21 protein-coding genes and 1 rRNA gene are annotated in these 24,078 nt (G+C 69.5%); 11 read left to right on the forward strand and 11 right to left on the reverse strand.

Annotated features, from left to right (window positions below; genetic code table 11):
* Positions 1 to 5 precede the first annotated feature (5 nt).
* Positions 6 to 3,326, reverse strand: coding sequence for an ATP-dependent DNA helicase (locus tag KEC57_RS18565; RefSeq protein ID WP_229386186.1), 3,321 nt, complete (start codon positions 3,324 to 3,326; stop codon positions 6 to 8).
* Positions 3,323 to 6,511: an ATP-dependent helicase gene (locus tag KEC57_RS18570; protein WP_229386187.1), complete on the reverse strand. Its 3,189-nt coding sequence runs from the start codon at positions 6,509 to 6,511 to the stop codon at positions 3,323 to 3,325. The genes KEC57_RS18565 and KEC57_RS18570 overlap by 4 nt, the downstream gene beginning before the upstream one ends.
* A gap of 176 nt (positions 6,512 to 6,687) precedes the next feature.
* Here KEC57_RS18570 and KEC57_RS18575 point away from each other — a divergent pair, with 176 nt between their 5' ends.
* A complete protein-coding gene (locus tag KEC57_RS18575; RefSeq protein ID WP_229386188.1) occupies positions 6,688 to 6,912 on the forward strand; it encodes a DUF3107 domain-containing protein in 225 nt (74 codons plus the stop codon).
* A gap of 10 nt (positions 6,913 to 6,922) precedes the next feature.
* On the forward strand, positions 6,923 to 7,213 hold the full coding sequence (locus KEC57_RS18580; RefSeq protein WP_229386189.1) for a hypothetical protein: 291 nt from the start codon (positions 6,923 to 6,925) through the stop codon (positions 7,211 to 7,213).
* A gap of 37 nt (positions 7,214 to 7,250) precedes the next feature.
* On the opposite strand, the gene KEC57_RS18585 is transcribed toward KEC57_RS18580, so the two are convergent.
* Positions 7,251 to 7,964 (reverse strand): ferritin-like fold-containing protein, encoded by a 714-nt coding sequence (locus KEC57_RS18585; RefSeq protein ID WP_229386190.1) that lies wholly within the window; start codon positions 7,962 to 7,964, stop codon positions 7,251 to 7,253.
* Between the two features lie 248 nt (positions 7,965 to 8,212).
* Between KEC57_RS18585 and KEC57_RS18590 the strand changes: the two genes are divergently transcribed.
* Positions 8,213 to 9,745: a DEAD/DEAH box helicase gene (locus tag KEC57_RS18590; RefSeq protein WP_229386191.1), complete on the forward strand. Its 1,533-nt coding sequence runs from the start codon at positions 8,213 to 8,215 to the stop codon at positions 9,743 to 9,745.
* Positions 9,746 to 9,862: 117 nt separating this feature from the next.
* Complete coding sequence (locus KEC57_RS18595) at positions 9,863 to 10,297, forward strand: SHOCT domain-containing protein (protein ID WP_229386192.1); 435 nt, start codon at positions 9,863 to 9,865, stop codon at positions 10,295 to 10,297.
* Between the two features lie 92 nt (positions 10,298 to 10,389).
* Here the strand turns inward: KEC57_RS18595 and KEC57_RS18600 are convergent, their stop codons facing one another.
* A complete protein-coding gene (locus KEC57_RS18600) occupies positions 10,390 to 11,253 on the reverse strand; it encodes a PHP domain-containing protein (RefSeq protein ID WP_229386193.1) in 864 nt (287 codons plus the stop codon).
* Positions 11,254 to 11,397: 144 nt separating this feature from the next.
* On the opposite strand from KEC57_RS18600, the gene KEC57_RS18605 reads away from it, so the two are divergent.
* From KEC57_RS18605 to KEC57_RS18615, 3 genes are all read left to right on the forward strand, one after another.
* Positions 11,398 to 12,420: an endonuclease/exonuclease/phosphatase family protein gene (locus tag KEC57_RS18605; RefSeq protein ID WP_229386194.1), complete on the forward strand. Its 1,023-nt coding sequence runs from the start codon at positions 11,398 to 11,400 to the stop codon at positions 12,418 to 12,420.
* 38 nt (positions 12,421 to 12,458) lie between these two features.
* On the forward strand, positions 12,459 to 13,895 hold the full coding sequence (locus KEC57_RS18610; protein ID WP_229386195.1) for an aminopeptidase P family protein: 1,437 nt from the start codon (positions 12,459 to 12,461) through the stop codon (positions 13,893 to 13,895).
* A gap of 76 nt (positions 13,896 to 13,971) precedes the next feature.
* Positions 13,972 to 15,741, forward strand: a complete 1,770-nt coding sequence (locus KEC57_RS18615) for a gamma-glutamyltransferase family protein (protein WP_229386208.1) — start codon at positions 13,972 to 13,974, stop codon at positions 15,739 to 15,741.
* A 28-nt stretch (positions 15,742 to 15,769) separates the two neighbouring features.
* On the opposite strand, the gene KEC57_RS18620 is transcribed toward KEC57_RS18615, so the two are convergent.
* Together KEC57_RS18620 and KEC57_RS18625 are read right to left on the reverse strand one after the other, a co-directional pair.
* A complete protein-coding gene (locus KEC57_RS18620; protein WP_229386196.1) occupies positions 15,770 to 16,444 on the reverse strand; it encodes an alpha/beta hydrolase family protein in 675 nt (224 codons plus the stop codon).
* Positions 16,441 to 17,112: a YflT domain-containing protein gene (locus tag KEC57_RS18625; RefSeq protein ID WP_229386197.1), complete on the reverse strand. Its 672-nt coding sequence runs from the start codon at positions 17,110 to 17,112 to the stop codon at positions 16,441 to 16,443. The genes KEC57_RS18620 and KEC57_RS18625 overlap by 4 nt, the downstream gene beginning before the upstream one ends.
* Positions 17,113 to 17,152: 40 nt before the next feature.
* Between KEC57_RS18625 and KEC57_RS18630 the strand changes: the two genes are divergently transcribed.
* Genes KEC57_RS18630 through KEC57_RS18640 form a run of 3 tightly spaced genes read left to right on the forward strand, consistent with a single transcriptional unit; the run spans position 17,153 to position 20,114 of the window.
* Positions 17,153 to 18,427, forward strand: coding sequence for a magnesium transporter MgtE N-terminal domain-containing protein (locus KEC57_RS18630; RefSeq protein WP_229386198.1), 1,275 nt, complete (start codon positions 17,153 to 17,155; stop codon positions 18,425 to 18,427).
* Positions 18,427 to 18,954 carry a DUF1003 domain-containing protein gene (locus KEC57_RS18635; RefSeq protein WP_229386209.1) on the forward strand — a complete coding sequence of 176 codons (528 nt, stop codon included), beginning with the start codon at positions 18,427 to 18,429 and terminating at the stop codon, positions 18,952 to 18,954. The genes KEC57_RS18630 and KEC57_RS18635 overlap by 1 nt, the downstream gene beginning before the upstream one ends.
* Positions 18,951 to 20,114, forward strand: coding sequence for an Mrp/NBP35 family ATP-binding protein (locus tag KEC57_RS18640; protein ID WP_229386199.1), 1,164 nt, complete (start codon positions 18,951 to 18,953; stop codon positions 20,112 to 20,114). The genes KEC57_RS18635 and KEC57_RS18640 overlap by 4 nt, the downstream gene beginning before the upstream one ends.
* 33 nt (positions 20,115 to 20,147) lie before the next feature.
* On the opposite strand, the gene KEC57_RS18645 is transcribed toward KEC57_RS18640, so the two are convergent.
* Positions 20,148 to 20,540: a twin-arginine translocase TatA/TatE family subunit gene (locus KEC57_RS18645; RefSeq protein ID WP_229386200.1), complete on the reverse strand. Its 393-nt coding sequence runs from the start codon at positions 20,538 to 20,540 to the stop codon at positions 20,148 to 20,150.
* A gap of 73 nt (positions 20,541 to 20,613) precedes the next feature.
* Here KEC57_RS18645 and KEC57_RS18650 point away from each other — a divergent pair, with 73 nt between their 5' ends.
* Entirely contained in the window at positions 20,614 to 21,249 is a 636-nt protein-coding gene (locus KEC57_RS18650) for an O-methyltransferase (protein WP_229386201.1), read from the forward strand.
* Between the two features lie 128 nt (positions 21,250 to 21,377).
* Here the strand turns inward: KEC57_RS18650 and KEC57_RS18655 are convergent, their stop codons facing one another.
* The 4 genes from KEC57_RS18655 to rrf form a co-directional block, all read right to left on the reverse strand.
* Positions 21,378 to 21,551 carry a DUF3117 domain-containing protein gene (locus KEC57_RS18655; protein WP_229386202.1) on the reverse strand — a complete coding sequence of 58 codons (174 nt, stop codon included), beginning with the start codon at positions 21,549 to 21,551 and terminating at the stop codon, positions 21,378 to 21,380.
* 96 nt (positions 21,552 to 21,647) lie between these two features.
* Entirely contained in the window at positions 21,648 to 22,868 is a 1,221-nt protein-coding gene (locus KEC57_RS18660) for a putative hexosyltransferase (RefSeq protein ID WP_229386203.1), read from the reverse strand.
* Complete coding sequence (gene dapE, locus KEC57_RS18665; RefSeq protein WP_229386204.1) at positions 22,850 to 23,926, reverse strand: succinyl-diaminopimelate desuccinylase; 1,077 nt, start codon at positions 23,924 to 23,926, stop codon at positions 22,850 to 22,852. Before dapE ends, KEC57_RS18660 begins: the two co-directional genes overlap by 19 nt.
* An 80-nt stretch (positions 23,927 to 24,006) precedes the next feature.
* Positions 24,007 to 24,078, reverse strand: a 5S ribosomal RNA gene (gene rrf / locus KEC57_RS19260); the annotation flags it as partial.

Genomic DNA, 24,078 nt, shown 5'->3' on the forward strand with positions numbered 1-24,078 from the left:
CGGGCTCAGCCGCGAACGATCACATCCTCTGCCACGTAGTAGAGCGCAACGTCGATCTCCGCCATCGGCACGCCGTGCTTGGCGTGGTACGCCTGCCGATACAGCTCGAGCTGCAACATCCGCTCGTCCTTCTCGGCGCTCGTGCGCGGCGCCGCGCCGGTCTTCCAGTCGACGATCTCGATGCGGCCGCCGCGATCCTCGCGCCGGTAGACCGCGTCGAGCTTGCAGATGACGATGTGGGGCAGTCCGTCGGGCCCCGCGGTCGCGAAGTCGATCTCCGTCTCGACCTCGATCGGCTGCAGCGGTGCCCACTCGGACACCAGGAACTTCTCTCGCAGCCCCGCGAGCGCCGCCGCGTCTTCGACGGAGGCTTCGGTGCCGGGCACGTCTTCGTCCAGTTCCCACAGCGCGTCATCGAGCGAACCGCCGAGGCCGGGCGCGCCCGAGCGCTGCTCGACCCAGGCGTGGAACAGCGTGCCCAGGCGTGTCTGACGGAAGGGCCGTTCGGGCAGCGGCCGGGCGATCCTCGAGAGCGTGCCTTGCAGGTCGGCGACGTATTCCTTGTATCGCGATGCCGCAATGCGCGTCGGCGCCGTGTGGAGGCGTGCGGCTCGGCGCGCGTCGCGTTCGGCGAGGAGGAGCGCGGCCTGCGGATCGAGCGGTGGGCGCGGGGCGGCCAGCGCCGCTTCGACGTCGGCCGCAGCCCGCTCGATGACACCGCGGCGGGCGCCGAGCGGATCGATCGGCCACTGCAGCACGCGCCGCTCGCCCTGATACGGGTCGTCGCCGGCGTCGTCCTCGGCGAGCGGAACCCCGAGCGCCTGCGCGATCTCGACGAAGAACGTGCTGCGCGGTCGCGGCCGTTTCGTGCCGGACCAGCTCGCACCCGTCAGCAGCAGGTGGTCGCGGGCACGGGTGACGGCCACGTACGCCAGACGACGATCCTCTTCGAGCTGACGCGCCCGGTTTGCCTCGACGAAGGACTCGATCGCCTGCTTGAGGTCCTGCTGCGTCTGCGCAGACTGCCAGCCGAGCGCGGGCAACCAGGCCGAATCGCCGCGGAACGCATACGGCAGCACGCCGAAGCCGAGCCACGCCTTGGTGTCGCGCGGCGCGCTCGGCAGTTCGTCCTTCACCAGGCGCACGACCGCGACGGCGTCCCACTCGAGCCCCTTCGACCCGTGGATGGTGAGCAGCTGCACCACGTCGTCCTCGGGCGGCTCCGTGCGCGGCGCGAACTCGTCCAGCTGTTCGGCGTGCTCGAGCCACGCGAGCAGGCTCGAGAGAGAGCCGGTCTCGTCCGCCGCGAGGAATGCGTGGACTTCGTCGACGAACGCGCGCAGCTGCGCCGAGGCGACTCGTGCCGGCCCGCGCGCCTCGTTCGCGGCGAGCTCCACGTCGAGCCGGAGTTCGAGCTCGATCAGCCGCACGAGTTCGGGGATCGGCATCCCGATGGCTTGGCGCAGCCCTGCGAACACGGATGCCGCTTCACGCAGCCGCTCGCGGGCCTCTGGGGTGAAGGCAGCCAGCCATCCATGATCGAGCTTCTGGCGCAGCACGAAGTCGAGCGCGTCGACGAGCGAACCGTCGTCGTCGCCGGCACTGCCGCGGATGCGTTCGACGACCTCGGGCGCGAGCGGCTGGAGCGCGGAATCGTGACGCGCGATGCGCCGAGCGAGCGCCGCGAGCTCACGGAGGTCGGGCAGTCCGATCGCCCACCGAGGGCCTGCGAGGAGCCGGATGAGGGACGAACCCGCTGCCGGGTCGCTGATCACCCGCAGCACGCACACGACGTCCACGACCTCCGGCGTCGACAGCAGTCCGCCGAGGCCGAGGATCCGGTGCGGGATGCCGCGCCGGCCGAGCGCATCGCCGAAGCGGACCATGTGCTTCTTGCTGCGGAAGAGGATCGCCCCGGTCGTCGAACGACCTTCCCGGGCGCGCGCGGCCCGCACACCCGCGAACCACTCCGCGACGTGCTCCGCCTCAGTGTCGAGGTCGGTGTCGAAAGCGAGCTCGATCGCCCCGTGCGGTGCTGCCGGGCGCGCACGCAGCTCCTGCACCGCGACCGCCGCGGAGGCCGCGAGCGGCGCGAGCACCGCGTTCGCGGCGGTGAGCACCGAGGCGCTGTTGCGCCAGCTGGTGAGGAGCGCGTATTGAGCGCACGGCACATCGGGCGAGAATGCCGCCGGGAAGCCGCCGAGGTTGCCCGCGCTGGCGCCGCGCCAGCCGTAGATCGCCTGATGCGGGTCTCCGACGGCCATCACGCCGGTGCCGCCGAAGAGCGTCGCCAGCAGATCCGTCTGCGCGACGGACGTGTCCTGATACTCGTCGAGGAGCACGACCCGGAAGCGCGCGCGCATCTCGTCCGCCACCGCGTGATGACCGGTGACCACCTCGAGAGCGCCCGCCACCTGATCGGAGAAGTCGATCACGCCCAGTCGCCGCTTCTCGGCCGAGTACTCACGCGCCAGATCCGAGAGCAGTGCGAGGGCGCCGACCTTCTCGGCGGCCTCGGCCACCTCTGCGTAGACCGCCGTGCCTTTGCGGGTAGAGGGCAGCTCGAGCACGGAGCGGAAGCGCTCGGGAAATGCCGCCAGCGCGTCGAAGTCGACGAGGTTGTCGACGCCGTCCCGCGCGATCCGCAGCGCGGCGTCGATGATGCTCCGCACCGCTTCGCCGCGCTCCTCGAGCCGCGGATCGTCCGAGGCGAACACGACCCGGCGCATCAGAAGCCACGCCGCGGACTCCGAGAGCACAGCGGCTTCGGCGTCCCGGCCGATCCGCACCGCGTGCTCACGGACGATCTGATCGGCGAAGCTGTTGTAGGTCGCGACCGTGGGGCGGTGCAGGAGCGCGTCGTCGTCGAACTGGCCCGTGGTGGCGCCCACCGAGCGGGCGAGGGAATCCAGCGCCTCTCCTCGGGCCAGAAGCGCCCGCGCGCCGTCGGTGCCGGAGCGCTCCAGCTCGCCGAACACGTCGAGACGCCCCGCCTCGGCCAAGGCCGGCAGCGACGGCACGAGCCCCCGACGCTCGAACTCCGAGAGCCGTGTCAGGCGCTTCTGAATGCGCTCGGCGAGCTCGCCCGCGGCCTTCCGCGTGAACGTGAGCCCCAGCACCTCGTCGCGACGGACGATCCCGTTCGCCACCAGCCACACGACGCGGGCCGCCATCGTCTCGGTCTTGCCGCTCCCGGCGCCCGCGACCACGAGTGCCGGTTCGAGAGGCGCCTCGATGACGGCGGTCTGCTCGTCCGTGGGGGGGAACTGCCCGAGAGCGGCGGCGATGACGCGCGCCGAGAGCGTGGAGGAACCCGCGACGGTCATGAGGCGCTCACCGCGCCGATCGTGTGGATCCGGCACAAGCCGTACGAATGGTCATCGCGGCAGTGCTCCTCGTACGGCGCAGTGAAGGACACGCCGCGCATGACCGATACCGCGGCACGAATCCGCGTGAGGAATGCGTCGCGGCGCTCCTCGTCGAAGGGCGGCTGCCACGGCGTGGCATAGTCCGACCTCGTGGCGGTGGGGCGCAGCACGAGCAACTTGGCTCCGCCCGGCTCGTGGCCGTTCGCCTCGGCGATCGCGCCGGCCTCGAAGGCGAGCTGATACGCCCCGAGCTGCGGGTTGTCGATCACCTTGGCGTCCGTCTGCGGCTCTCGTTTGCCGGTCTTCAGGTCCACGATCACCACGGTGCCTTCGGGGGTGAGTTCCACCCTGTCGATGTAGCCGGACAGGATCGCGCCGTGCTCGGATGTCTCGTCCGCCGGGTCGTCCGGCCCGTCGAGGGGGATCGCCACCTCGAAGTGCGGCTCGGCGCCGATGAGTCTTCCCCCGGACTGCTCGAAATGCCTCAGGTACAGGTGAAGGCGCCGTACGAGATCACGCGCACGGGTCTGCTCCGCCCGGTCGCGCCAGTCAGCCTCGAAGGACAGCTCGCCCCAACGCGCCTGCACCTCGGCCCAGAGGCTCGCTTCGTCCGAGCCCGTGGCGTGCTCGAGCGCCGCGTGGATGATCGTGCCGAGGCCCGCCGTCGCGCTGCCCGGGTCGCCGCCGAGGTCTCCGATGACCCAGTTCAGCTCGCACTCCTCGAGAGTGTGAAGCCGGGACGGCGAAACGCGCACGTCTTCGCGCGACAGGTCGCGCAACGGGCCGGTCGAGGTCGGCGCCGGTACGCCGTACCAGTCGCGCGGGGAAGCGCCCGGAACCCCGGCATCCGCGAGCAGCGCGAGCTGACCGGCTGCGCGTTCGGCGCCGGGCCGAGACGTGCCCTCCGTCAGTGTGCGTCGATGGCGCGCGACGAGGCCGCGCAGCGACAACGGGTGGTCGAGCGCGAAGCGCTCTGGATCCGGGAGCATCTCGAAGAAGACGCTCGGGCCGGTGTCGTCGTCGTCCACCGCGGTCACCACGACCCTTGCCGTGGCACGCGAAAGCGCCCGCACGAGCAGACGCAGCTCGTCGTGCATCGCGGCACGGCGGCGGTCGAAGGTGCCCGCGGCCTCGGTGTCGGCTCGGGCGGCGGCATCCGCCAGACGCCAGGTATCGAGGAGGCTTCCCCGCAGCCGTGTATTCGGCCACACGCCGTCCTGCACGCCGGCCACGACGACCGTGTCGAACTCCAGCCCGAGTGCGCCGGCGGGTGTGAGGATGCGGACGCTGCCTTCGCGGGCGGGCGCCTCGAGTCGGTCCTCTGCCACCCCGCTGTCGAGGACGCCGCGGACGAAGACTCGCGGATCGGCATCGAGAGAACGCTCGACGAAGCGCTTCGCGGCCTGGAAGAGCGCGACCAGTGCATCGAGGTCACGGTTCGCCTGTTCCGCAAGCGGTCCGTGGCCACGCGAGAGCTCGGACCACGCGCGCATGAGGCCGCTGCGATCCCACGCCGTCCACAGCAGTTCATGAGCGGTCGCACCGCGCGCGAGATCGTCGCGGAGCACGGCGAGAGTGCGTGCGAGGGCTGCGGCACGGCGCGCCTCGCGGGTGTCGACGAGATCGAACTCCAGCGGCTGGCGCATCGCCGACAACACCAGCTCACGCCCGGAGCGTTCGCCGCCCGAACCCATCTCCTGCGCCTCACGCAGCTCGACATGCCGCAGGGCCGAGCGCAGGCGCCTCAGTTCGATCGGATCGAGCCGGCCGTACGTGCCGACGAGTGCGGCCGACACATCGTCGAAGGTCCATTCGTCATGAGCTGCTGCGAGTTCGATCAGACGGAGCAGGTCGCTCACGGGGCGAAGCGCCCCCAGCGCTCGCCCCGGACCGCTCGAGCGTGCAGGCACCTCGCGTGCAGACAGCTCCGCCTCGAGCGCGGCGACCTGGCGCGTGTCGTGAGCGATCACCGCGCACGAGTCCCACGGAACGCCGTCGTGCACGTGCCGCTCTCGAAGCAGCCGGGCGATCGCGTCGTACTCCTCCGCGGTCGAGCGCAGGGTCAGCGCCCGCACCGACTGATCCGGCTCGACCTCGCCGGTCGTGGCACGATGCGCGACGACTCCGACCGCGCCGATGCGCTGGGTGATGCGGCCGACGAGCTCGCGCTGCCATGCGGTGCCCCGGTGCGCCTCGCGAAGCACATGGATCATTCCGAGCGCCCCGGCCAACCGGGCGAAGTTCTCGGGAGTCGCACCCCGGAATGACCCCGACCCGACATCGGGGTCGCCGAACGCGAGCACAGACGCGCCGCGTGCGCGGACAGCCTCGAGCAGTTCGACGCCGCCGAGCGTGAGCTCCTGCGCATCGTCGACGAGCACGACCTGCACGCGGTCCATGGCGGGGATGCCTGCGGGCACCGTCCGCAGCAGACCGACCGCCTCGCGGACGAGGCCCGCCGCGTCCCGGTGCGCGCCGCGCATGTCGGCACGCACCTGTACGTACTCGGCGAAGAAGGACGAGAGCGCGACCCACGCCGGGGCGGCATCCCGCTCGCCCATGGCGCGCAGCCGTGCCGGCTCGATTCCGAGCGTCGTGCACTCGGCGAGGAAGGTGCGCACCTCGGTGCGAAACCCCGCCGTGCCACGGATCGCAGGGCCGAGCCAGTCCGGCCAGCGCGATCCTCCGGCCGCGGTGAGTCCGGCGGCCTCGTCCTCAGCGTCGCCGTCGAGGAGATCGCGGAGGATCTGGTCCTCGTCGCTTCCGGTGAGCAGCTGCGGCGGCTCGGCCTCGATCGCGACCGCATTCGCGCGCACCACCTGGAACGCGTACGAGGCGACCGACCGTGCGAGCGGACCCGACGTCGCCCGTGACACCGCGAGGCCGAGCCTGTCGCGCAGGGCCGTCGCGGTCTGCCGGGACGGGGTGAGCACGAGGATCGCATCGGGCTCGATCCCCTGTGCGACGAGCGCCGCGACCCGCGCGACGAGCGTCGCGGTCTTGCCCGAGCCGGGCGCGCCGACCACGACCCCGGATGCCTCGGACGGCAGTGACAGAACGGCCGACTGCTGCGGGTCGGGCGTGTACGACGCCGCGGCCGTCACCTCAGCCGTCCCCGCATCGATCACGCCCGCCTCAGCCACTGTGCACCGCCACCATGCCCTCGACGGTAGCGCGGCCGAACGACATCGGCCGTTCGCCCAGAGCGTGCGCCGCGCGAGCGGGAGCCACCTGCCGGTGTCGTAGAGTTGCCATGCGTCCCGGGGAGCCCTCAGCCTTTCGGCAGGAACACCGTCGCCCCGCGCAGGAGGTCAGTCACGTGGAGATCCGCATCGGCATCGCGAACACCGGCCGCGAGCTCAACTTCGAGACGAACGAGCCCGCAGCCGACGTCAAGAAGTCCGTCGCAGCCGCCCTCGACGCCGGTGCGACGCACGTGACGTTCGCCGACGCGAAGGGCAACTCGTACATCGTTCCGACAGCCGGCCTGGCGTACATCGAACTGGGCACCGAAGAGTCCCGGCGCGTCGGCTTCGTCGCCTGAGCCCGACGCCATGCAGATTCTCATCGCGTTCATCATCGGCGCCGTGATCGGCATCGGCATCCACTTCCAGCTGCACCAGCGGCTGACGCGTGGCGTCGTTCTCGCGCCCATGATCGGCGCCGTGTCGGCGGGTCTCGTGTGGACGATCCTCACGTGGGCCGGCGTCGGCATCGACACGCCGTGGCCGTGGCTCGCCGCGCTGATCGTGCCGATCGTCGTGACCTATCCCGCGATCATCCTGATCTCGCGCCTGCGCGTCGCGCACGATTCGAATGAGAAGGCCCGTCTCAAGATCGGCTGACCCGGCCGCGTCGCCCCGCGGCGACGGTCCAGTCCGCCTATGCGGCGAGCCCCATCGCGTCCATGCGGCGTGAGTGCGCGGCCATGAGCTCGGTGAAGACGGGTTCGACCTTCTGCTCGTCCACCGACCCCACGGCCATCGGACGCAGTGCGGCGCGCGCGATGAGCAGCGTGTCACCGACGAGCCGGCGTCCCCACATCGCGAGAAGCGATTTCCACTCGAGGTCGCTCTGGATCGTGCCCGCGATGATGTCGACGATCGCCTGACGGTCATCATCGGCCTGGAGGATGCTCGCGACGCGATCGCCGGTCTCGCCGTAGCTCGCCGAGAGTGCCAGATAGAAGTCGTCGAGCATGCCGGCGATGATGTGCACCGAGAGCATCGTCTCCTGCGGGCGCACCCCGTGCGTTTCGCGACGGAAGGCGTCGAGCGGTTCACGGAACGGCAGCATCAGGGCCGTCGGATCGTCGCCCCGCTGGCGGATGACGGCGACGAGCGCCTCGTGCTTGGTGAGCGCGGCCCCGGCGGCGCGCGAAAGCGACTCCTTCTGGGCCAATTCGGGCGTCGACTGGATCAGCTCGCTGAGCGTCTCGAAGAAGCCGAGCTGAAGATACGCGGCCTGGCCGAGGAAGGTCGTGATGTCGGGCGCGAGCTCTTCGAAGTCAACTCGGTTGGCTCCGCCGATGTCGTCGCGCGACTTCAGCTGGAGCTTGCGCCCCGAATCGCGACGCTGCCAGAACCACTTCACCACGCACACAGCCTACGGTCGCAGGCACCGGGTTGCGGCATCCGCTCGTCCGCAACGCTCCGTGCGACTGCGCGTTCGGGCGCGGTGCGGGTGCCTCCGGTATCGTAGAGGCAGTCCCCGGCGTCGGATCGGGGCTCCCGCGCCTGTGGATGAGAGAAGGGCGTGGACCGCACTTCCGCCCGCGCGGCGTCTTCGAGACCGCGCCAGGGCATGGACTCAGGCAGCATCTCACTGCCGGACAGGCTCACATCGTGACGACCTTCGCCGAACTCGGCGTAGACCAGGACATCGTCGAGGCGCTCGCCACCAAGGGCATCGTCGACGCATTCCCCATCCAGGAGCAGACCATCCCCCTCGGTCTGCCGGGCCAGGACATCATCGGTCAGGCCAAGACCGGTACCGGCAAGACGTTCGGCTTCGGCATCCCCGTCGTCCAGCGCCTCGGTCTCGACCCGGCGCCCGGTGTCAAGGCGCTCATCGTCGTGCCGACCCGTGAGCTCGCGGTGCAGGTCTACGAAGACATGGACATGTTGACCTCCAATCGCTCGACGAGCGTCGTCGCCATCTACGGCGGCAAGGCCTATGAAGGCCAGATCGATCAGCTCAAAGCCGGTGCGCAGATCGTCGTCGGAACCCCGGGACGCCTCATCGACCTGAACAATCAGCGTCTGCTCGACCTGTCGAACGCCACCGAGGTCGTGCTCGACGAGGCCGACAAGATGCTCGACCTCGGCTTCCTCGCCGACATCGAGAAGATCTTCACGAAGGTCGCACCGGTGCGGCACACGCAGTTGTTCTCCGCGACCATGCCGGGCCCCATCGTGGCCCTGGCGCGACGCTTCATGTCGAACCCGATCCACATCCGCGCGACCGACCCCGACGAGGGTCTCACGCAGGCGAACATCAAGCACCTCGTGTACCGCGCGCACTCGCTCGACAAGGACGAGGTCATCGCCCGAATCCTGCAGGCCGAGGGCCGCGGCAAGACCGTGGTCTTCACGCGCACCAAGCGCGCTGCGCAGCGGCTCGTCGACGAGTTGAACGATCGCGGATTCAACGCGGGCGCCGTCCACGGCGATATGAGCCAAGAGGCGCGCGAGCGCTCGATGGCCGGCTTCAAGGCAGGCAAGAAGGACGTCCTGATCGCCACGGATGTCGCCGCTCGCGGCATCGACGTGGACGATGTCACCCACGTGATCAACCACACGATCCCCGACGACGAGAAGACCTACCTGCACCGCGCGGGACGCACCGGCCGTGCCGGCAAGACCGGCATCGCCGTCACGTTCGTCGACTGGGAGGATCTGCACAAGTGGGCCCTCATCAACCGCGCGCTCGAGTTCGGTCAGCCCGAGCCCGTCGAGACGTACTCATCGAGCCCTCACCTGTTCGACGAGCTCGACATTCCCGCCGGCACGAAGGGTCGCATCGTCACCGCGCCGAAGACCCAGGCGGTGCGCGTCCAGCCCGAGAGCGCCGTCGAGGTGGCCGCCGAGGTGGAGGCATCCGGCGGCGAGGCGCGCACGCGTCGCCGTCGCCGTCGCGGCACCGGCGGGGCAGCGGATCGCGTCGGCTCGTCGTTCGAGACCGACGACGGCGCCGCCGCTTCCCACGGTGACGCGAAGTCCGACGCTCCCGCGGGCGACAGCGAGCGCCCCGCCGACGGCGGCGGCACGCACGACGGCGGCGGCAAGGAGCACCACGACGGCAAGCCGGCACCCCGCCGCCGCCGCCGGCGCCGCGGGGGATCCGGCGCAGCCAGCGGAGCCCCTGTCGGCGCCTGAGCCCGTCTTGGTGAGAAATCTGCGTCGAGTCGCTCCCATGGGATTCACAGGGAGCGCTAGTCTGAGCGCATGCGGCGACGTTATCGCCGCCACCTCGCAACTCAGAAAGGCACAATCGTGCGACTCATCGACGCCGTGACCACCGGTTACGAATACCAGGGCTTCTGGGGCTCGTTCTGGGACATCATCTGGTGGTTCCTCTGGATCTTCGTCTTCATCGCCTACCTGTTCGCGCTGTTCGCCGTGATCGGCGACCTGTTCCGCGACCACAAGCTCAACGGCTGGTGGAAGGCCGTGTGGATCATCTTCTTGATCTTCGTGCCCTTCCTGACCCTGCTGGTCTACCTGATCGCGCGCGGAAACGGCATGGCCCAGCGTGGCGCCGCTCAGGCGAAAGAGCTGAAGGCCGCCCAGGACAGCTACATCAAGTCCGTCGCGGCCGGCTCGGCGGCAAGCCCGGCCGACGAGATCGCGAAGGCGAAGTCGCTGCTCGACGCCGGCACCATCACGCAGGCCGAATACGACGCGCTGAAGACCAAGGCGCTCGGCTGATAGCCCTCTGAGGTCTCGGCCTCGCACATAGGCACCCCCGTTCGTTCGCGAACGGGGGTGTTTATTCGTGGGCCGGCCTGTTCCCGTACGAACTACGCGTAAACCGGCTCGACGCCGGTGGCGAGGGCGATGATGCGGGCCACCATGTCATCGGTCGTGGTGTTCTCGCCGGGGAGGTTCGGCTTTCCGAGACCGTGATAGTCGCTGGAGCCCGTCATGATCAGGTCGCGCTCGCGACACAGGCGCCGCAGCGTCCGCAGGCCCGACTCCACGTTCTCGCGATGGGCCATCTCGAATCCTGCGAGCCCGGCATCGAGCATCCGTTCGAGGAGCGGCATGGGCAGCAGCCCCGCGCGCCCCGCGGGATGCGCGATGATCGGCACTCCCCCGGCGCCGACGACGAGTTCGACCGCGGTCACGGGATCGGGCGCGTACAGCGCGACGTAGTAGTCGCCGCGCGGGCTCAAGATGCTCGAGAACGCCTCGGCCCGATCACGCACGAGACCGCGCGCGACCAGCGCATCGGCGATGTGCGGGCGCCCCACCGTCGCACCGTCCATCGTCTGGGCGACGATGTCCTCCCAGACCAGGTCGTAATCGCGCGAGATGCGATCGGCCATGACCCGGGCGCGATCCAGTCTCGAGGACCGGATCCGTTCGGTCATCGCTCTCAGCGCCGTGTCGTCGGGATCGGGCAGATAGGCCAGGACGTGGACGCTGCGCCATTCGTGCCGCGCCGACAGCTCCATTCCCGGAACGAACGTCATGCCCAGCGATGCCGCGGCCTCGGCCGCGTCCGCCCATCCCGACGTCGTGTCGTGGTCCGTCAGCGCGGCCGTCCGCAGTCCGTGCGCGTGCGCGGCGGCCATCACCTCTGCGGGAGGCTGTGTTCCGTCGGAGTTGGACGAATGCAGGTGCAGGTCGCTCGGTCCTTCGAAGCGCTGCGGAACCGGCATCCTCCGAGGGTATCGCGGCGTCGGAGCCGCAGCACGTCGACGCCGCTCGTCCACCGCCGGCGCACCCAGATGGATGCCTGCGCACCGGCCGCCACGCGGCGCGCGCTGACCGATCTCCCAGCCTGCTCGCATAGAGTCGCGGTCGTGCTTCGCCTGCTGGGGATCCTCGTGACCGTGCTCTGCGCGATCGCGGCGGCCGTCCTCACCTGGCCGGCATTCTTCCGTCTCGAGCGCGTCTATCCCGTCGCGCAGATCGTGTCGTTCCGCGGCATCCTGGTGCTCGCATTCGCGGCAGCGCTCGTCTTCACGCTCCTGCTCGCGATCGCCCGCCCCATCCGCGGCTTCGCGTTGTCGCTCGCCGTCGTCGCTCTCCTCGCCACCGTGGCGAACGCCGCGGTGCTCTCGGTCAGGGGCGGCACCGGCAGCGAGGCTCTGCCGCCCAAGTCCAGCACGAGCGTGCGAGTGATGACCTGGAACACCGCAGGCCCCGCGACGCCGCCCGAGACGATCGCGAAGATCGCTGTGGCGATGGATGCCGATATCGTGGCGCTCCCCGAGACCACGATCGAGACCGGCGAGAAGGTCGCGATCGCGATGCGTGATCTCGGGCATCGCATGTGGGCGCACCATGCGGAGGATCCGTCCACCGAGTGGGACGCAGGCTCGACCACGCTGCTCATCTCGCCCGATCTCGGCGACTACTCCGTGATCGAATCCTCGCTCGACGGGACGAGCAATACCTCGACCGTGCCGAGCGCGGTCGCGATGCCGACCTCGGGCGACGGACCGATCGTCGTCGCGGTGCACGCCGTGGCGCCGCGCCAGAGCTATATGCAGAACTGGCGAGACGATCTGCAGTGGCTCGCCGACCAGTGCGGCGACGACAACGTCATCATGGCGGGCGACTTCAACGCCACGGTGGACCACATGTCGGGACTCGGGCTCGACGGGGCAACGCTCGGGCATTGCACGGACGCTGCGGTCGAGACTGGCAACGGCGCGATCGGCACCTGGTCGGCGACCATGCCGGCGCTTCTGGGCGCCCCGATCGACCATGTGATGGCTTCCGGCCACTGGCGTGCCTCGGGATCCCTCGTGCTGCGCTCGCTGGATGCGTCGGGCTCCGATCACCGCCCGCTGATCGTGCAGTACGAACCGGTGGACTGACCCCGTCTCCGCTCGCCGTGCCGTGCGAGACTTGAGACATGAGCAGCGCAGCCGACGCCGCGACGGGCACCGCGGGCGACACGATCGCCCCTCCCGCCGCCCAGACCCCCACCACCACGAACCGGCGTCAGCCGTATGGCCAGGGCTTTCTCGACACCATCTCCACCGGGTGGGCCGAGCGTACCGAGCCGACACCCGTCGCGATCGCCCAGGCGCCGTTCGCCGCCGCGCGGCGCGACGCGGTTTCCGCCGCGTTCCCGGGTCGCCGTCTCGTGGTTCCCGCGGGCGAGCTCAAGCAGCGCAGCAACGACACCGACTTCCCGTTCCGCGCTCACTCCGCGTTCTCGCACCTGACCGGCTGGGCCTCGGACGCCGAGCCGGGCGCGACGCTCGTGTTCGAGCCCCGTGCTCACAGCGGTCACGACGTGACGCTCTATTTCCGCGAGCGTGCCGATCGCACCACGAGCGAGTTCTATTCGGATGCCTCGATCGGCGAGTTCTGGATCGGCCCGCGTCCGGCGCTGGAAGGCGTCGCGTCGCAGCTGGGCGTGCAGACGGCGCACATCGACGACTTCGAATCACGTGACGGCGATCTCGTGCTGGACGAGGACACCGACCTCACGCGCGCGGTCTCAGAGCTGCGGCTCGTGAAGGACGCCTACGAGATCGATCAGATGAGGCTCGCGGTCGAAGTGACCGCCCGCGGCTTCGACGACATCGTCGCGAACCTGCCTGCGATCGTCGCGCATCCGCGCGGCGAACGCCTCGTCGAAGGCGTCTTCCACCAGCGGGCTCGCAGCGATGGCAACACCGTCGGATACGACACGATCGCGGCATCCGGCCCGCACGCGTGCTATCTGCACTGGACGCGCAACGACGGCGCGGTGGTCCCGGGCGATCTCATCCTCGTCGACGCGGGCGCCGAGGTCGACAGCCTGTACACCGCCGACATCACGCGCACCATTCCCGTGAGCGGGCGGTTCACCGACATCCAGCGCCGCATCTATGAGACGGTCCGCGAGGCGGCGGATGCGGCGTTCGCGGTGGCACGGCCGGGCATCACGTTCCGATCGGTCCACGAGGCGGCCATGCAGGTCATCGCGACCCGCGTCGCCGAGTGGGGCCTGCTTCCCGTCACGGCGGCAGAGGCTCTCGACGCCGAGCGGGGCGGGCATCATCGCCGCTATATGGTGCACGGCACGAGCCACCATCTCGGCATCGACGTGCACGACTGCGCCCAGGCCCGCCGTGACATGTACTACGACGGCCTGCTCGAACCGGGCATGGTCTTCACCATCGAGCCCGGCCTCTACTTCCAGATCGACGATGTGACCGTTCCCGAGGAGTACCGCGGAATCGGCGTGCGCATCGAAGACGACATCCTCATGACCGGGGACGGTCCGGTCAACCTGTCGGCCGGCATCCCGCGCACGGCCGACGAGGTCGAGGCCTGGATCGCACGGCTCTCGGCCTGACCCGCCCGTGCACCCGCCGAACTACACCCCGGCCCCGTCGTTCACGACGCGACCGACGCTGTCGGGCACGTTCGGCATGTCCGCGTCCACGCATTGGCTCGCGACGGCCACCGCGCAGTCCGTTCTCGAACGCGGCGGGAACGCGTTCGACGCGGCGGTCGCGGCCGCGTTCGTGCTCCATGTTGTCGAACCTCACCTGAACGGGCCGGGCGGTGATCTCGTCGGCATCTTTCACACGGCGGATGCCGACGCCCCGACGGTGCTGATGGGCCAGGGAGCGGCCCCGGCCGGAGCCACGATCGAGCACTATCGCGGCCAGGGTCTCGACCTGGTGCCCGGTGCCGGCGCTCTCGCGGCCGCCGTGCCCGGCGCCGTCGATGCGTGGTTCCTCCTGCTGCGCGATCACGGAACGTGGGAACTCGCCGATGTGCTGTCCTACGCGATCGGATACGCACGCGACGGCCACCCGATCGTCGCCGGTGCGGCCGCCACGATCGCACGGGTCGCGATGCTCTTCGCCGAGGATTGGACGACATCGGCCGACCTGTGGATGCCGCAGGGCGCGCCGCCCGAGCCCGGCGACATGGTGCAGAACTCCGCCTATGCCGACGTCCTGGACGCTCTCGTCCACGCGTCGTGCACCGTGCGCGATGACGGACCCGTCGGGCGCGGCGCTCGCATCGACGCTGCCCGGACGCAGTGGAAGACCGGGATCGTCGCCCATGAAGCGGCCGACTTCCTCGCCCGGCCGCACCGCCATTCCGACGGCGCGCTGCGCCGCGGCGTAATCACGGCCGATGACTTCGCAGCGTTCACCGCATCCTACGAGGCCGCCGTCACGCGTGACTTCCGGGGGCGCACCATCGCCAAGGCCGGCCCGTGGACGCAGGGGCCGGCGCTGCTCCAGACGCTCGCGCTACTCGAGCCGTTGGGCGACGACCTGCTCGACCCGTCACAGGAGGCGGGCGCCCACACCATCCTCGAGGCGCAGAAGCTCGCACTCGCGGACCGCGATGCGTGGTTCGCAGACGTCGACGTCGATCTCGACGCGCTGCTGTCCGAGGACTACCTCGCCGAACGCCGCGATCTCATCGGCCCGACCGCCTCCGCCGAGTTCCGGCCCGGCGCAATCGACGGGCGGGCGCCCTTGCGCCCGCCGCTGCGCACCTCCTACCGCGCATCGTCGCCCGGCACGGGCGAGCCGACCGTCACCAGGACCGGTGAGACGCGCGGCGACACGTGCCACCTCGACGTCATCGATCGCTGGGGCAATATCATCTCAGCGACGCCATCGGGCGGGTGGCTGCAGTCGTCGCCCGCGATCCCGGCTCTCGGCTTCTGTCTCGGCACTCGCCTGCAGATGACGTGGCTGGAGCCGGGGCATCCGTCGTCTCTGGTGCCGGGCCGCCGCCCGCGCACGACCCTCACGCCGACTCTCGTGCTCAAGGACGGAGTGCCCGAGTTCGCAATGGGCTCCCCCGGCGGCGATCAACAGGACCAGTGGCAGCTGCTGGCTCTCCTGCGGATGATCGTGGGCGGCTACTCGCCGCAGCAGGCGATCGATTCGCCGGCGTTCCACACGACGTCGATGCCGGAGTCCTTCTGGCCGCGCACGTGGACGCCCGCCGGAGCGGTTGTCGAGGATCGTCTGGGCGAAGCCGTCATCGACGGACTCGTACGACGCGGCCATGCGGTGACTAGCGCGGGCGAATGGTCGCTCGGGCGCGTATCGGCCGTGGGACGAGACATCCGTCGCAGCACTTACTCCCCCACTGCGCCGACCCCGATCCGGCTGTGGGCGGCTGCGAATCCGCGCGGCATGCAGGGCTACGCCGCCGGTCGCTGAACACCCGCGATGCGGCGAGGGCGGCAGCCTAGGGCCGGCGCATCCAGTCCACGACGAGGGGTACGAGGCCGGCGCCGACCTCGTCGGACGGGCGCTTCCGGCCCTTCACCTCGAACGAATGCCCGCCACCTTCGATCCAGGCGATCTCGGCGATCCGGCAGGAGGCGACGGCCTGCTCGAGCTGCTCGCGGGGGTCGATGAAGGGATCGTTGGAGCCCTCGACGAACAGCTGCCGCTGCGGGATGTCGGGTAGATGCGCCGCCCGCGCCTTCTCCGGGCTGGCGGGGGGATGCAGCGGATAGCCGAGATAGACCAACCCCGCCGGCTCGATCGCCCCCTCTGCCGCCGCCATCGACGCCATCCGTCCGCCGTACGATTTGCCGACGGCGAAGGTCGGCGCATCGCCCGCCCGGTCTGCGGCCGACGCCATCACCGCCCGCCAGGTGGCGGTCGCGTGCGCCGCCGGCCCCGGCATCCGTCGTCCGGCTTCGGAGTACGGAAAGTTGAACCGCAGCGACGCGACTCCCTCACGCGCGAGCGCGCTCGTGAATCCGACGAGGAACGGGTGCCGGTATCCGGCGCCCGCGCCGTGTGCCACCGCGACGAAAGCCCACGCGTTCGAAGGGTGGATCAGGTCGGCCGACACCTCGATGGGACCCGCGGGAAGCGCGACCTCGATGCGGATCGGCTCGGCGTCGGTCATCGCGCGGTGTCGTCGTCCGAAGCAGGCGCCGACGACTCGCCGGCACCGTCGGTCGTGGCCGGCGCCTCCACACGCTCGCCGTACTTCGGCGGTTCCGGGTGCGCGACGGGTGAAGTCGTGGGCACCGGGGGTGCGGCCGCCGGCGTCTGCGTCGACGGAGCAGGCGCGGCACTCGCGCGCTCGGAGCGGGCAGGAGTCGGCTGGGGTCCGAGCACCTGACGTGCACGCTGCAGGCTCCCCGACGCGACAGTGACGTCGTAATGGTCGGCGACGACCTGGATCACCGATGCGTAATCGCGGCGCCGCCGAACGAACGAATAGGTGACGATGCTCAGGAGCATGCCGATCGCGATGCCCACGAACAGCACACCGACGAATGCCTGGATCGGCACGGACGGCGACCCGATGACGAGGATCGCCGAGAACAGCAGCCCGAGAAGAACTCCGTTGACGGCTCCGGAACGGGCGGCGGATGCATATCCGAGACGACCGGTGATCCGTTCGATCGAACGCAGCCCTTGCCCGACGATCGCGATGTCACGCGCGGGCACATCGGCGGCGATCAGCGACGACACGGCCTTCTGCGCGGCCTCGTAGGTCGGGAAGTTCGCCACCATCTGGCCGACCTCGTCAGAGCCCTGCGGGAATCGGCCACCCATCATGCTCATCTCCCCATCCTCCCACGGCCCGCGGACTACGCTGGGACGTGTGAGCACGCAGAGGGTTTTCGTCGCGCGCCTGTCCGGGTGCTCGGTCTTCGATCCCGCCGGCGACCGTCTCGGCAAGGTCCGCGACGTCGTCGTCATCTATCGAAAAGACGATCCTCCGCGCGTCATCGGCCTGGTCATCGAGATCCCCGGCCGCCGCCATGTCTTCGTCTCCATCGGGCGGGTCACCTCGATCGCGACCGGCCAGGTCATCACGACCGGTCTCATCAACGTGCGACGTTTCCAGCAACGCGGCGGCGAAGTGCGCGTGATGGCCGAGATGCTCGGCCGCAAGGTGTATCTGAGCGACGGATCGGGCGAAGCGATCATCGAAGACGTCGCCATCGAGCGCAATCGGCTGGGTGAGTGGGATGTCGGCCAGCTGTTCCTCCGGCGCCCCCGCACGAGCGCGTCGCCCTTCGCGAAGGGGCCGACCACGTTCGCGAACTGGGAGGACGTGCGCGAGCAGCAGAACCCCGGCGAGGCCCAATCCGCCGAGCAGCTCGTCGCGACCTACTCCGATCTGAAGCCCGCCGACCTCGCGAACACGCTGCTGGACCTTCCCGAGGATCGTCTGATCGAGGTGGCCGAAGAGCTTCCCGATGACCGGCTCGCCGATGCGCTGGAAGAGATGCCCGAAGAGGAGCAGGTGCACATCCTCGAGGCACTCGGCGATGAGCGCGCCGCCGACATCCTCGATGCGATGGAACCCGACGACGCCGCCGACCTGCTCGGCCAGATGCCCGAGAAGCGCTCCGAAGAACTGCTCGAGCTGATGGAGCCCGAAGAGGCGGAGGATGTGCGCGCGCTCCTCAAGTACGGCCCCGATACCGCGGGCGGCCTGATGACGAGCGAGCCGATCGTGCTCTCCGCCGACGCGACCGTCGCAGAGGCGCTGGCCCTCATCCGTCGCCACGAGCTGCATCCGGCACTCGCCGCGGCGGTCTTCATCACGCTCCCGCCGTATGAGACGCCGACCGGGCGACTTCTGGGCACCGTGCATTTCCAGCGGATGCTCCGCTATCCCCCGCACGAGCGACTCGGTGCGATCATCGACGACACCCTCGACCCCGTACCCGCCGCCGCCTCCGCTGCCGAGGTGGCACGCCTGCTCGCGAGCTACAACCTCGTCTCGGTTCCGGTGGTCGATCAGGCCCGGCGCCTGGTCGGCGCCGTCAGCGTCGACGATGTGCTCGACTATCTGCTGCCCGACGACTGGCGTTCGCATGAAGGACACTCCGAATCGTCCGCGGCAGCGGCGGGAGCCGGCCGATGATGGCGCGCGCGACGAAGGTCCCCGCACTCGACGCTCCTCGCGGGCGCGGAGGCATGCTCCAGCGGTCGCCTCAGCCCTCCCGTGACCGCTTCGGCCGCTTCTCCGAGTCCTTCGCGCGCGGAATGGGCACGTCGGGGTTCCTCGTCGGCATGACGATCTTCGTGCTGGCGTGGCTGAGCTGGAACATCTGGATGCCGCCCGAGCTCCAGTTCGACCCCGCCGCGACGAACTTCACGCTGCTGACGCTCATCCTGTCGCTGCAGGCGTCGTATGCCGCGCCTCTCATCCTGTTGGCGCAGAACCGTCAGGATGACCGCGACCGCGTCCAGATCGAGCAGGATCGCCAGCGCGCGGAGCGCAACCTCGCCGACACCGAGTACCTCGCGCGCGAAGTCGTCGCCCTGCGGATGGCCGTCACCGACTTCTCCTCCGAGGTCGTCACCCGCGACATCCTCCGCGCCGAGCTGCGGGTCCTGCTCGAGAAGCTCGACGCTCGAATGGACGACGATGAGGGCACCGCTCGATGACGGAGGTCGCCGCCGAGCTCATTGTCGAAGGCGTCCGCCGCGCAGTCGGGGCCGTCACCGATCCCGAACTGCGTCGCCCGATCGGCGAACTCGACATGGTGCGCGAGATCTCGGTCGTGGGTGAGGTCGCGCATGTCGCGATCGCCCTGACCATCGTGGGCTGTCCGGCCGCGCAACGCATCGCGTCGGACGTGCGGGCGGCCGCGGCGTCGGTTTCGGGTATCGCGGAGGTCGCACTGGAAGTGGGGGTGATGTCGCCGCAGGAGCGGCAGGCGCTCACCGAACGGTTGCGCGGCGGGAAGACGCGTGAGATGCCGTTCGGGCCGGGCACCCTCACCCGCGTGATCGCGGTCACGAGCGGCAAGGGCGGGGTGGGCAAGTCGACGCTCACCGCCAATCTCGCTGTTGCGCTCGCGGCGCAGGGACTCTCGGTCGGGCTGGTCGATGCCGACGTCCACGGCTTCTCGATTCCCGGACAGCTGGGGTTGGTGGCGCCCGACGGGTCCGTCCCGCAGCCCACGCGCATCGACGATCTGATGCTGCCGCCGATCGCGCACGGCGTGAAGGTGATCTCGATCGGGATGTTCCTGCGCCGGACGGGCGGAGAAGGCCCGCTCGGCGCGGTCGCCTGGCGTGGACCGATGCTCCACCGCACCGTGCAGCAGTTCCTCACCGACGTCTACTTCGGCGATCTGGATGTGCTGCTCCTGGACATGCCGCCCGGAACCGGCGACATCGCGATCTCGGTCGGGCAGCTGCTCCCGAACGCGGACGTCCTCGTCGTCACGACACCGCAGACCGCGGCATCCGACGTCGCCGTGCGCAGCGGCCTGGTGGCGCGTCAGACCGGCCAGCGCGTCATCGGCGTCATCGAGAACATGTCAGCGATGACACTTCCCGACGGCAGCACGCTCGACCTCTTCGGCTCCGGCGGTGGTACGGCGGTCGCCGCAGCGCTGTCGACCGCCGACGATGCCGTTCCCGTCCTCGCGTCGGTGCCGCTCAGCCCCACGCTGCGGGAGGATTCGGATGCCGGGATCCCCGCCGTCATCGCCCACCCCGAGGACGCCGCCTCACAGGCCATCTCGAAGGTCGCCGGTGCGCTCGCGGCAGAGCCCAGAGGGCTGGCGGGACGCCCGCTGCCCTTCCGCCCTCGCTGACCTCCGCGCGGTCGCCGGAAGTGACCGAAAGCGTCAGGTCGCCTCGGTGTCGTACGGGGGTGGCTGCTCCGACGGGCCGCGGAACGGCGAACGGACGGGCGGCGTGGACGGCGCCGCGGTCGACGTCACGGCTCCGGCCACCTCGGCCGCACGCACCGTCGCCACCGGCGCATCGTCGAGCAGAGCTTCGCGGATGATCCGCCGCGGGTCGTACTGACGAGGATCGAGCGTGCGCCAATCGACATCGTCGAAGTCCTCGCCCATCTCGTCGCGTACGCGAGTGCGTGCCGTCGAGAGCCAGTCGCGCGTACGGCGGGTGAAGCCCGCGAGGGACTCCGCATAGCGCGGCAGACGCTCGGGACCGATGATGAGAGCCGCGACGAGACCGATCAGCAGCAGCTTCTCGATCGTGAGGCCGAAGAACATGACATCAGGTTACCCGTCGCGCCTGTGCTGCCTGCACCTCCGGGCCGCGTAGGCTGACGGCGGAGGACTACGGATGGGCGAGCAGAACGCGAACCAGCGGTTCGTCGACGAAGCGACGATCGAACCCGATCACATCGCGCGTGCTCGGGCGCACGCGCTCGAGCTCGGAGCAGCACCGATCAGCCCCGCCCTCGGCGCGCAGTGCGCGGTGCTCGCAGCGGCGTCGCAGGCGTTGAACATCGTCGAGATCGGCACCGGGGCCGGCGTCTCGGGCCTGTGGCTTCTCCGCGGTTCGCCGCGGGCGACCCTCACCACGATCGACAAGGAGCCGGAGCATCTCGGCGCTGCGCGCCAGGCGTTCTCGGAGGCACGGATCCCGCCCGCTCGCGCACGCTTCATCACGGGTCGTGCGGCCGAAGTGCTTCCCCGCATGAACGAAGCGTCATACGACATCGTGCTCGTCGACGCCGACCCCGAAGGGGTTATCGAGTATGTCGAGCACGGTCTGCGACTCGTCCGCGCCGGCGGCACGGTTCTCGTTCCCCGCGTTCTCGCGGGGGGCGCGGTGGCCGATCCCGTGCGTCGGGACGCGATCACGACGGCGTACCGCTCCCTCATCCAAGAGACCCAGGCATCGCCTGCGGTGATCGGCGCATTGTCGATCACCGGAGAGGGCCTTCTGCAGCTCACCACCATGCCCACCGACTGAGCACGGGCTCGTCACGAGACCAGTCTCCCCGGCGAGACGTATGCGCCGCGCCAGGCATATCGGCGTATCAGGAAGCCAAACGTGAACGGCCGGTCCCGAAGGACCGGCCGTTCACGGAACAATGCGACTTACGCTGCTTTGACGACGCCGCCCAGCACGTCGTAGAGCTCCTTGGCCTCAGCGTCGTTCACCGAGACGACGAGGCGGCCTCCACCCTCGAGCGGTACTCGCACGATGATGAGACGCCCCTCCTTCACGGCCTCCATCGGCCCGTCTCCGGTTCTCGGCTTCATGGCTGCCATTGCGGCTCCCTTTCATCGATGGTCTGCTGGTCAAGTTTATCGTGAGGCTGATGCGACCGGGCACGCCTTGGGGATAGCCGCGTCGGAATCTTTCGATCACGGAACCTGCCAGGCGGCATTCCCGAGCGCGTACATGTTGTAGACCCACCACCACTGACCGATGACGCAGAGGGTGAGCACGCCCCCGCGCCATACCGGGGACTTCGGAACCGCGAACGCGCCCCACAGTGGCGAGAGCGGGACGAGGAGCCGGAAGAGGCTCGACTGCGGGAAGAACACGAGGAGCAGGTACACGAGATAGCTCGCACTCCACAGCCGAACCTCCATACCCAGCTTCTTGACGGCGGGAACGAACAGCAAAGCAGCGGCGGCCCCGAGCACGAGGACAGCGAGGGTCACGTATCCAAGTACCGGAGGGAGTTGCCACATCGTGCCGAACCAGAACTCGGCGCCGGTCACGAATCCCTCGAGGGGAGCGAAGGCCGCCTCGCCTGAGATCCAGTTGCGCCGCCATGCGAGTTCTGTGGCCAGATACGCCCCGGGCTCGCCCGTCACTGCAGCGGCAAGCAGCTGCCACGCGAACCCCGATGCTGCTGCGAGCAGCCCCAACGCCACGATGTGAAGGATCTCTCGCGCAGCCAAAGGCTCGCGCGTGCGCCGGAACCAGCGCCACAGCCCGAAGAGCGCGAGGAACAGCGCGAACGCCAGCACACCCGGCCGAGTGAAGGCCATCAGCGGTATCAGCAGGTACAGCCAGCCGTAACGCCGTCTCATCACGCACCACAGCGCCAGGAAGAGCCAGAGCAGATTCAGAGACTCCGCATAGCCCACCTGGAACAGTGCAGCGAGCGGGCCGAAGGCGAAGAAGACGACCGCCCAGGTCGACGTCGTCGCATCGAGCCTGAGTCGCAGCAGATGGTAGAGAACGAGGGATGCCGCGTACCCGGCCGCGATCGAGACGATGAACGCGCCTGCCGCCCAGCTTCCGAAAGGGAGTCCCACCACCTTCGCCAGGTATGCGAAGAGGGGCATGAATGCCCACGCGTTCTCGGCGATCTCGCCGGAATCGGTGCGTGGCAGTTCGGACGGATAGCCCGCCTCGGACAGGTACCAGTACCACTGGGAATCCCATGCGGTGACGGCATCGCCGATGCCTGCCCCCTCCCCCAGGCGCGTACCCGAGGTGGCGAGTTCCGCCGCGAGGAAGAGGAACGCCGTCGTCACCACCCGCGCAGTGAGATAGATCAGCCCGATCCGCAGCGCGATGCGCCCGCGACCGCCGACCGACACTGCGGGAGTCAGAGTCCCAGCAACCACGTGCGAAGGCCCACTTCGACCGCCTCGATCTGTGCGACGGGAACTCGCTCCTCGTCATGATGAGCGAGGTGCGGATCGCCCGGACCGTAGTTCACTGCGGGCACACCCAGCGCGCTGAACCGCGCCACGTCTGTCCAGCCGTACTTCGGCCGGGGCTCCGCACCCACGGCTGACAGGAACTCCCGCGCGAGCGGCGCGTCCAACCCCGGACGGGCGCCGGCCGCCACATCGACGATGTCTACAGCGAACCCGTCGAACACGTCTCGGACGTGACGGGTGGCCTCCGCCACATCACGGCTCGGCGCGAAGCGGTAGTTGACCTCGACCTCGCAGAGATCGGGGATCACATTGCCCGCGACCCCGCCACGGATGCGCACCGCGTTGAGACCTTCTCGGTACACGAGACCTTCGACCTCGAGATCGCGCGGCTGATAGTGCGCGAGACGCTCGAGGATGGGCGCGGCCTTGTGGATCGCATTCTCGCCGATCCATGCCCGGGCGCTGTGCGCGCGTACGCCCTCGGTGCGGATGATTGCCCGGAGGTTTCCGTTGCAGCCACCCTCGACCTCGCCGTTGGACGGCTCCCCGAGAATCGCGAAGTCGCCCGCGAACAGATCGGGCCGGGTGCGAGCGAGACGCGTCAACCCGTTGAGATCCGCGTCGACCTCTTCGTGGTCGTACCACATCCACGTGATGTCGACCCGGGGATCGGTGAGTTCTGCGGCCAGCTTGAGCTGCACGGCGACCCCCGCCTTCATATCGACAGTGCCACGGCCCCAGATGTACGCCGTGCCGTCCTCGACGATGTCACGCGTGGGCACATTGTCGTTGATGGGGACAGTGTCGATATGGCCGGCGATCACCACGCGCTGCGCACGTCCCAGATGCGTCCGCGCCACGATGGTGTCGCCATCGCGGTAGACGTCCAGGTGCGGAAGTCCGCTGATCGCAGCGAAGATCGCGTCTGCGAGCCCCGTCTCATCACCGGAGACACTCGGAATGTCGCAGATCGTGCGAGTGAGGTCTACAGCAGATTCGGTCAGTTCGAGCGACGGCATCCCTCGAGTCTACCGAGCGATGACATGCGTGTTAACGCGAAATGGCCACCCTGCGTTGGGTGGCCATTTCGGTAATGGAAGTCCGGCGGTGTCCTACTCTCCCACAGGGTCCCCCCTGCAGTACCATCGGCGCTGAGAGGCTTAGCTTCCGG

The organism is Microbacterium allomyrinae (assembly GCF_020682705.1).
Taxonomy (GTDB): Bacteria; Actinomycetota; Actinomycetes; order Actinomycetales; family Microbacteriaceae; genus Microbacterium; species Microbacterium allomyrinae.

What these genes read in the sequence shown, in the direction of transcription:
- KEC57_RS18565 (WP_229386186.1), bottom strand. Translation starts at nt 3,326, where the DNA reads ATGACCGTCGCGGGTTCCTCCACGCTCTCGGCGCGCGTCATCGCCGCC.
- KEC57_RS18580 (WP_229386189.1), top strand. Translation starts at nt 6,923, where the DNA reads ATGCAGATTCTCATCGCGTTCATCATCGGCGCCGTGATCGGCATCGGC.
- KEC57_RS18600 (WP_229386193.1), bottom strand. Translation starts at nt 11,253, where the DNA reads ATGCCGGTTCCGCAGCGCTTCGAAGGACCGAGCGACCTGCACCTGCAT.
- KEC57_RS18610 (WP_229386195.1), top strand. Translation starts at nt 12,459, where the DNA reads ATGAGCAGCGCAGCCGACGCCGCGACGGGCACCGCGGGCGACACGATC.
- KEC57_RS18615 (WP_229386208.1), top strand. Translation starts at nt 13,972, where the DNA reads ATGTCCGCGTCCACGCATTGGCTCGCGACGGCCACCGCGCAGTCCGTT.
- KEC57_RS18620 (WP_229386196.1), bottom strand. Translation starts at nt 16,444, where the DNA reads ATGACCGACGCCGAGCCGATCCGCATCGAGGTCGCGCTTCCCGCGGGT.
- KEC57_RS18625 (WP_229386197.1), bottom strand. Translation starts at nt 17,112, where the DNA reads ATGAGCATGATGGGTGGCCGATTCCCGCAGGGCTCTGACGAGGTCGGC.
- KEC57_RS18635 (WP_229386209.1), top strand. Translation starts at nt 18,427, where the DNA reads ATGGCGCGCGCGACGAAGGTCCCCGCACTCGACGCTCCTCGCGGGCGC.
- KEC57_RS18640 (WP_229386199.1), top strand. Translation starts at nt 18,951, where the DNA reads ATGACGGAGGTCGCCGCCGAGCTCATTGTCGAAGGCGTCCGCCGCGCA.
- KEC57_RS18645 (WP_229386200.1), bottom strand. Translation starts at nt 20,540, where the DNA reads ATGTTCTTCGGCCTCACGATCGAGAAGCTGCTGCTGATCGGTCTCGTC.
- KEC57_RS18650 (WP_229386201.1), top strand. Translation starts at nt 20,614, where the DNA reads ATGGGCGAGCAGAACGCGAACCAGCGGTTCGTCGACGAAGCGACGATC.
- KEC57_RS18655 (WP_229386202.1), bottom strand. Translation starts at nt 21,551, where the DNA reads ATGGCAGCCATGAAGCCGAGAACCGGAGACGGGCCGATGGAGGCCGTG.
- dapE (WP_229386204.1), bottom strand. Translation starts at nt 23,926, where the DNA reads ATGCCGTCGCTCGAACTGACCGAATCTGCTGTAGACCTCACTCGCACG.